The organism is Microcoleus sp. T3_B1, from assembly GCF_036700445.1.
Taxonomy (GTDB): Bacteria; Cyanobacteriota; Cyanobacteriia; order Cyanobacteriales; family Microcoleaceae; genus Microcoleus.
This window is the reverse complement of record NZ_JAUBOX010000152.1, coordinates 1-8,106: the sequence shown is the minus strand read 5'-3', so window position 1 is coordinate 8,106 and position 8,106 is coordinate 1. Positions and strand designations below refer to the sequence as shown.

Below are 8,106 nucleotides of genomic sequence, written 5' to 3'. Positions count from 1 at the left end.
TACGGATATGGGTTGATTTACATTCTGGGCATTGCATAAATTATTCCTCCTATTCATACTCTAACTCAGCAACGCCTAATCTTGACTTCCTTGAGCGTGGGCGGACAATTGCTCGTAATTGAGTACGAGGGCAAATCCAAACTTTGAGTGAGACCAATCGAGATTGGACTTGGTATTTGCAGCTTTGCCAAGCCACCAAATAACGTCAACTCCTGCATATAAGTAATCCTCTGTTCGTTTTTCAAGTTCTTCAACTGTTATTGAAGCTAGTTGGCACTCGTGAGCGACTATCCACCCGTTAGGAAACTTTGCTACAACATCAGCAATCCGCCTTACTTCAGGAATAGGAAACTCATATTCTATTTGGGCAAGGCTGTACTCTGGCAGTTCTGCCTTGAGAGTTTTTGCTATCAACTCTTTCCCTGCAAGATGTTCAGGACTTTCTGGATGGCTTTGGTAATCGCTTGTGCATTCTGCTTTGTGGGCAAAATGAGGTTTTTTGATCATCCCTTGCTTAATAATCATCGGACTACCACAAAGCTGACATACTAAGTCACCTGCTTTCAGTTCAGCACGAGGATTTTTCAATTTTGTAATGTCTACTCGTTCGTTAGTGCTTGCGATTTTGGCAATTAAGGGCATGGTCACACCTGTAGTTAAACGATAGACAGAGAGCCTATTAAACAGTTTAAAGCCCTTCGATATACAATGGCTATACTTAAATAGAGCATCTGTCCTTTCACCATCGGATAGCTGACATGACCCAAAGCCTCAACCCCACAACCTTACCCCCCGCCTTTCCCGATCACACCCAACTACCTGACTCCGACGGCACGTTTGTGAAAAACTTCCAAGAACATCCCCAGAGTATCCTACTCACCGACTCCCTGGAAACTACACTGCAAACCCTTCACCCCGACGGACAATATGCTATAGGGCAAGATTGTGGCATTTACTGGCGCGAAACCGACCCTCCAGAAAAGGGAGCCGAAGCACCTGACTGGTTCTACGTTCCCAACGTTCCGCCCCTAATAGATGGGGAAATTCGCCGCTCTTACGTGATTTGGCGCGAGTATATTGTGCCATTGATTGCGATCGAATTTGCTAGTGGTAATGGCTCTGAAGAACGAAACAATACTCCCTTATCTCGCTTACCAGAAGGTGTCAACCAGAAACCCGGAAAGTTTTGGGTATACGAGCAGATTATTCACATTCCTTACTATGCGATATACATCATTAAAACGAGCGAATTGGAAGTCTATAACTGGGTGAATACTCGTTATCGCCGTTTGCAACCGAACGATCGCGGACATTATCCGATCGACATGATGGGAGTAGAGTTAGGTGTGTGGGAAGGTAGCTATCAAAATCAGCATCAGCGATGGTTGCGTTGGTGGGATAATCAGGGGAATTTGTTGTTAACTGGTAGCGAACAAGCTAGACTCGAACGCCTCCATACCGAACAGGAACGCCAAAGGGCCGATCGCGCAGAACAAACCCAACGGGATGCTATTCCCCAACTGTTGGCAATGGGTTTAACTGTAGAGCAAGTGGCTCAGGCGCTGTCGCTGTCGGTGGAAGATGTACAGAGATTGGGCTGACAGTTAACTTTCATGATTCAGAAGCCAAATCTCTTTTCTCGAATTGCTGGCATTTCTACGATCGTCCTTTGTGCAGTCGGCGGATTGTTGTACGTCAAAAAACCCGTACAATCTATTCCCGGAAAACCAGCACCAGAGGAAATTGTACTAGATGCCGAAGTGCGATCGCTCCCCGGAAAACTCGACAATATCCCCCTCTTCAACAGCAACAGTCCCGAATGGGTCAATCGATTTTAGATTTTAGATTTTAGATTTTAGATTGACTTGCGCGAGATAAATGCTCTTTCTTGAGGATTTTCGATTTTCGATTTGGGATTGATTCCACGGATAAATCACGTGGCGGGTACCACCTTTGAAATTCGCTTGTCAAAAAAGAAGGCATTTTGCTCTCAACCTTTCCCCCAGACGGCAAAAAAGTCCCCGCAGCTCACCTTAACTTCGCCTTTCAAGGGCAATTTAACCTGTTTGCTCACCACTTTTCTCACACTCCCGCAAATCTACGCACTTTGTATATCGCAGCTTTGCTCTACAATCCCAGATCCGAACCCGTGACGGTGGAAGTGTTACAGGCAGCCAGTTACCTGATGGAACCAGACGCACCGTTCAAACAAAAACCAGCACTAAGTGAGAGTCCCAACGGCGAAGTATATTCCGGCCCTGGGATTCGCGCTGTCGATAACGTTTTGCGGGGAATGCGGCAGCCGGATTTTCCCGCAAAACTGCTCATTGCACCGGGAGAAACCGCATTGTTGATGAATCGCCCTATTCCCGTGCGGGGTCTGGAAAAGCCGATAAATGGTCGTTCTACCTTTGTGCGGCTCAAAAGTAGCGGCAAGGTTTATCAAAAATTTGGGTTTAAAACCCTGTCCTTCTAGGACAGCTTTAATTTCTTAAAACTTTTTTAAAAAAGTCCCGTAAGTTCCGATATCTGGGGTATATAGCCTTTCTCAGTAACATGAGGTACCCGACGTGCATAGGGCATAGGCCTCCGTGGGCATAGGGCATACCTCACCACGCTTGAGAACCGCTATAGTATAAAAGTCAAGGTCAAATTCGCAATGCCCTCGTGAAACAGGACATGAGACACACTTTTAGGCATAAACCGGGGGACGCAGAGCAGCGAAAACTCTTTAAACAGCTAGAGGCTGAATTCAGTAAGCCTTAAACCAGTCAAAACAAACTATTTGTAGGATTGTTAAGTAGGGTAGGGCATACCCAAACTCTAGATAAGTATTCTAGTACGCTTTTGGAGACAGACCCGCTGGGGTGGCTGCTTGCTCAGGCTCGTTAATTGGTAGGATTCTACGGTTGAAAAGTCGGAGTATTGCCTTTCATGACGCAACACTTAAAGGTTAGTCGCTGAATTAAGAATCCCTGCACCTTTAGGTCGGGGAGTGTCAAGCCGCTACTTTGGCAATGTATGCACCTCAAAATGCTGATGGGGGCGAGCGCGCGCCAACTCTGGAAGAATGGCAGCAATTGCTGAATAATGGCGGTTTGGCAGGCCCCCGCGACAAAACCCCGACTCCCCCCGACGCGACTTCGGGAAGCCTGATTTACGGCCGCGTGGCGGGGGTACAGGCAGGTTCGGGATGGGAAGCGGAATTAGTCGATCGCGATGCTAAAAATCTGGCAATTCCCCAGACTGGAAAAGCGATATCCTATGCGATCTCTACGTTGCGCGGGGGCACTTTGGGAACCCAACAAGTGCAAGCCGGAAAAATGCTGGCGCGCTATCCCGACACTGCTTACGAAGCCCACGGCAATTACGGCGTACACTACAATCTGATTTTGCCGCTGCATAACACTGCCCAAAAACCGCAAACGGTAGCGGTGAGTTTGGAAACGCCTTTAAAAGAAGATCGACTCTCAAAAAATGGATTGCGATTTCGCCAACCTCCCCTAGATTTTCCCTATTTTCGAGGTACTGTGCGGCTGCGCTACCAAGATGATGGAGGTTACGATGTAACTCGCTACGTGCATTTGTGGCACCGTTTCGGTCAAGTTGTGGAACCGATGGTAAAGTTGAGGTTAGCTGCGACAGAAACGCGATCGGTAAAAGTTGATTTTATTTATCCTCCCGATTCCACGCCGCCGCAAGTATTGACAGTGAGAACTTTGGAATAGTTGATTTATTTATTTCAGTCACTACCAGACCCAAAAAATATGTGATTTAATTTCTACATTAGTATGTAGGTGACAATATGTCTTCTTCACAACCCCCGTCAGGGGAAAGAAACCCTCTAGGATTGGATGAATTGATTGCTATCTTGGTTGCCTTCGGCACGATGGGAGCAATTTTATTTTGGGTAACAGGTAAAAATCCCGATCGATTGAATGCCAGAAATTGGCAATTTCCAGCCGTTTTCTCTCAGCCTGCGGTTACGCCCGCGACTCCGGGAATATTAACGCCAGAATCGCCAAATTCGGATTTGCGATCGCCCGCTGCAACCCCCGTTCCGTCAAAACCGGATGTCGCACCTGTTGCACCTTTAGGGCGGATTTTACCGGCAACTCCTCCGGTGGGTGTAATCGTTGTTCCTCCCAAGCCAATTGCGCGATCGACTCCCAATCCAGCAATTACCAAACCGAAAGCTGATAAACCCAAAGTTGGGCTCGTTAGATTCTCCGATGTTCCAGACAAATATTGGGCGCGTCCGTTCATTGTAGCTTTAGTCGATCGCAAAATCTTTGCTGATTCCACCGACAACAAATTTCGTCCCGACGAACCGATGACGCGAGCCGAACTAGCGCGCTTGATTCAGCGAATGTCCGACGACAAAGAACCGATCCGAAAACCAATTGATTTTAAAGACGTAAAAGACAAGAGTCCTGTCGCTCCCGCGATCGACCACACCGTCGAAGCTGGATATCTTAAAGGATACCCAAACAATGAGTTCCGTCCCGACAAAAATATTCCCCGTGTGGAAGTCATCACAGCTTTAGCGAGCGGTTTAAACCTGAAACAGTCAGCGAAAGCAAGCAAAACTTTACAGATTTATACAGACAGGAAAAAAGTGCCGAAATGGGCAGTTAACAAAGTAGCAGCAGCCACGGAAGCTGGCATTGTTGTCAATCACCCGAAGCGCGCACTTTTGCAGCCTAATAGAACAGCAACTCGCGCTGAAGTAGCAGCCATGATTTACCAAGCTATGGCCAAAAAAGGCCAAGTACCTGCTAAGTCTTCTGAGTATGTGGTGAAGCCTGTAAAGTTGTCCAAGTAATATATTAGGGGCGTTGCTCAGAGCAACGCCCCACAATAACATTTAATCGCTCTTGTTTGTAGTCAGGACTGAAGCTCTAACTACGAAGCTGCTAAATTAATCTTGAAACACCATAATACTGCCCGAATAGCAAGCTACCCAAACCTGATTAGTTTCCGGATCGTAAGTAATCCCGATCGGGCTTGAATTAACCTTCACTGTTTGCAGCACTTTCATATCGCTCGTCCTAACTTTGCTAACAGTATTCGAGAAATAGTTGACCACATAAAGCAGTTTTCCCTGATCGGAAATCGTCATGCTGCGAGGTGCTTTTCCTGTCGAAACTTTGTCCACCACTTTACCAGTTTTTAGGTCAATTTTTGCCACATTTCCTTCACCATTCAAAGTGGCATAAAGATACTTTCCGTTGGGATCGATCGTCAAATGACGCGGCGCATTGCCAATATTTCTCAGCCATTCTACCGAAAAGTCTATGAGATTAACTTTCGCAATATTGGAAGAACCCATGATGGCAACATAGGCATTTTTTGAGTCGGGAGTGACAACAATACCCCGAGGATATGCACCCAGTTTCACGCGCTCGATTTCGATATTTTTATTGATATCAACTACGCTCAAATCCCAACTGCACCAATTGCTCGCGAGGGCGAAGCGATTGTCAGGCGAAACAGCATTGAATTTCGGCACTGCACCTACAGGAATTACCTTTTCTATTTTCAAAGTTTGGGTATTGATGCGGTACAGAAAACTTTGGTCGTGTTTTGCTGCTGGAGAGCACCTGTCGGTTCCCGGATTGCTAAACCCCGAACCGTACATTTTGTAGTTGGAGACGTAGGCATATTTGCCATCGGTTGAAAAAGCAGCTTCTACGGGAGAGCCTTTATAATTGCCTTTGAATCTAGAAAAGCCGAACTTCGACAAGTTTACTGTATCGGGAATAGTCTTGACTAAATTAAAGTTCCTGTCGTAAACTGTGATTGTGTGGCGGTACATCATGTTTTGAGCAAAAAACAAGCCATCTCCCGAATAAACTATTGATTTGGGCGAGATGTTGCCGTAAATTGTTTTTTTCAAGGTCATTTTTCCTTGAGTGTTGTCGGGAGGATTTACTAGCCTTTGGGGTTGCGATCCAGTTTCTTGCTCCTCGGAATTTTCTGTTTTAAATGGTGGCAAAGAAGGTTCTTGAAATAGAGGTTCTTGGGGCTGAGTTTTAGTTGTATCTTCGAGTTCGTTTGGGTTTTCTGTGGCGGTAGGAGATGGCGAAGATCGATCGACATTTGGCGCTATTTTTTCCGCAGCTTCACTACTCGCCTCTTCCGGCTTGCCTTTCAGCGCTGACAAGGTTTTAGGGCCGACAATTCCGTCAACTTTCAGGTTGTTCTCTGCTTGAAACTTTTTCACAGCAGCCTGGGTGAGAGAACCGTAAAATCCTGTAGCCTTACCGCGAAAATATCCTGCTGCTTGCAGAGTTTGCTGGAGATTGGCAACTTCCGGGCCTGAATCACCTTTTTTGATGGCGAGTGCGGGATTGACTAAATTGAAAATTGTGAGAGCGATCGTAAAGAAAAGTAAAGGAGCAGAGGCTAAATTCCGGTGCATTTTTGAGTTTGTCGATCGAGTTTGACTCGCAGCCGTTTCCCAAGTTTCAGCTAAATGTAGGTAGGCCAGTCCGTCCATAGTTTTTACCGGGTATTTTTGGTGCTATGATACACCAGTTAATACCATTTTAGATTTTAGATTTTAGATTTTAGATGGCGAATGACTGATGCAATATGGGTTTGCAGCTTGCTGACCGTTGCATTCTTTTTTTAAAGTTGTATAACATTGATTAAAGGAAAAATCTGATTATAATCAAACTTAGGGTAAAATATCCTAGCAGTTTTTAGAGCAGTTTTTAATGGTGTAAGCAAGTAGGAGCGATCGACAATGTGGAGTGGGGAACAAACAACCGCAGAATCAACGACAAAAGAATCCCGCCAGACTTTGCTGTGGGACGATAACGGGGGACTTTGCCAGCGGGCTTGGGTAGAAATCGATTTAGCAGCTTTAACTCACAATGTAAAACAGCTTAAAAAACTCTTATCTCCCGATACAGAACTGATGGCCGTTGTGAAAGCGGATGCTTACGGGCATGGTGCTGTTGCAGTCAGTCAAACAGCATTGCAAGCAGGTGCTAGTTGGCTGGGAGTCGCGACAATTCCCGAAGGAATAGAATTGCGAGAAGCTGGGATAGAAGCGCCGATTTTGCTGTTGGGGGCAACCCATACAGCCCAACAGGTAAAGGCGATCGCCCAATGGCACTTGCAGCCCACTATTTGTACTGCCAAACAAGCCCTAATTTTTTCGGAAGTTCTCGCTGGTCTTAACCAATCTTTGCCAGTTCACGCTAAGTTAGATACGGGAATGTCTCGCTTGGGTACGCCCTGGCAGGAAGCAACAGAATTTGTGCAATTAGTCAATCGGTTGCCCAATTTAAAATTAGCCAGCATTTACTCTCACTTGGCGACTGCAGACAGTCCCGACCCCACAGTTATGAGAGAGCAGCACCAGCGGTTTAAACAGGCGATCGAGCAAATTAAAATAGCAGGAATTAACCCCCCTCGCCTCCACTTGGCAAACTCTGCTGCCGCCCTCGCTGACCCGGATTTGCACTACGATTTAGTGCGAGTCGGTTTAGCTACCTACGGTCTTTATCCAGCTCCTCACTTACAGTCGAGATCCAATTTGAAGCCCGCAATGCAGGTAAAAGCTAGGGTAACGCAGGTGAAAACAATTGAAGCAGGAACCGGCGTCAGTTACGGCTATCAATTTATAGCTCAGCGTCAGACACAGATTGCCGTAATTGGTATCGGCTATGCAGATGGTATTCCGCGCAATCTTTCTAATAAAATGCAGGTTTTAGTCAGGGGTAAGTTCGTGCGGCAAGTGGGAGCCGTGACGATGGATCAATTAATGCTGGATGTAACTGATATTCCCGATTTAGAAGTTGGCGAAGTGGTGACTCTGTTGGGCCAAGATGGGGAAAATCAAATTAGTGCTGACGATTGGGCCGCGACTTTAGGAACTATTTCGTGGGAAATTCTCTGCGGTTTTAAACACCGATTGCCCCGCGTAGCAGTACACTATTAACAATAGCCCGGCAGGGGTTTAAACCCCTGCCTCATAGCAAAAGTCGGTTTAAACTCATATGTTGGACCATTCTCAATTAGCCTTTTATGAACAGGCAAGATGCCTGTTCCACAAGAAAATTTATATTTTGTGGAACAGGCATCTTGCCTGTT

Annotated in this window: 7 protein-coding genes and 1 pseudogene; 6 read left to right on the top strand and 2 right to left on the bottom strand. The window is 46.2% G+C overall.

The window, feature by feature from the left end; genetic code table 11:
• Positions 1–75 precede the first annotated feature (75 nt).
• Positions 76–642: a competence protein CoiA family protein gene (locus tag QT990_RS34910; protein ID WP_333148076.1), complete on the bottom strand. Its 567-nt coding sequence runs from the start codon at positions 640–642 to the stop codon at positions 76–78.
• Between the two features lie 116 nt (positions 643–758).
• On the opposite strand from QT990_RS34910, the gene QT990_RS34905 reads away from it, so the two are divergent.
• From QT990_RS34905 to QT990_RS34885, 5 genes and pseudogenes are all read left to right on the top strand, one after another.
• The gene (locus tag QT990_RS34905; RefSeq protein ID WP_333148078.1) at positions 759–1,601 is read left to right on the top strand and encodes a Uma2 family endonuclease; all 843 of its coding nucleotides are present in this window, start codon (positions 759–761) and stop codon (positions 1,599–1,601) included.
• Positions 1,602–1,613: 12 nt separating this feature from the next.
• Positions 1,614–1,838: a DUF3370 family protein gene (locus QT990_RS34900; RefSeq protein WP_333148080.1), complete on the top strand. Its 225-nt coding sequence runs from the start codon at positions 1,614–1,616 to the stop codon at positions 1,836–1,838.
• Between the two features lie 146 nt (positions 1,839–1,984).
• On the top strand, positions 1,985–2,476 hold the full coding sequence (locus QT990_RS34895; protein ID WP_445252102.1) for a DUF3370 family protein: 492 nt from the start codon (positions 1,985–1,987) through the stop codon (positions 2,474–2,476).
• Between the two features lie 526 nt (positions 2,477–3,002).
• Positions 3,003–3,728: pseudogene (locus QT990_RS34890) on the top strand (DUF3370 family protein); the annotation flags it as partial.
• Positions 3,729–3,805: 77 nt separating this feature from the next.
• Positions 3,806–4,825, top strand: coding sequence for an S-layer homology domain-containing protein (locus tag QT990_RS34885; protein WP_333148082.1), 1,020 nt, complete (start codon positions 3,806–3,808; stop codon positions 4,823–4,825).
• A 96-nt stretch (positions 4,826–4,921) separates the two neighbouring features.
• Here QT990_RS34885 and QT990_RS34880 read toward each other — a convergent pair whose 3' ends face one another.
• Complete coding sequence (locus QT990_RS34880; RefSeq protein WP_333148084.1) at positions 4,922–6,502, bottom strand: peptidoglycan-binding protein; 1,581 nt, start codon at positions 6,500–6,502, stop codon at positions 4,922–4,924.
• A 249-nt stretch (positions 6,503–6,751) separates the two neighbouring features.
• Here QT990_RS34880 and alr point away from each other — a divergent pair, with 249 nt between their 5' ends.
• Positions 6,752–7,954 (top strand): alanine racemase, encoded by a 1,203-nt coding sequence (alr, locus tag QT990_RS34875; RefSeq protein ID WP_333148086.1) that lies wholly within the window; start codon positions 6,752–6,754, stop codon positions 7,952–7,954.
• The last annotated feature ends 152 nt before the right edge of the window (positions 7,955–8,106 follow it).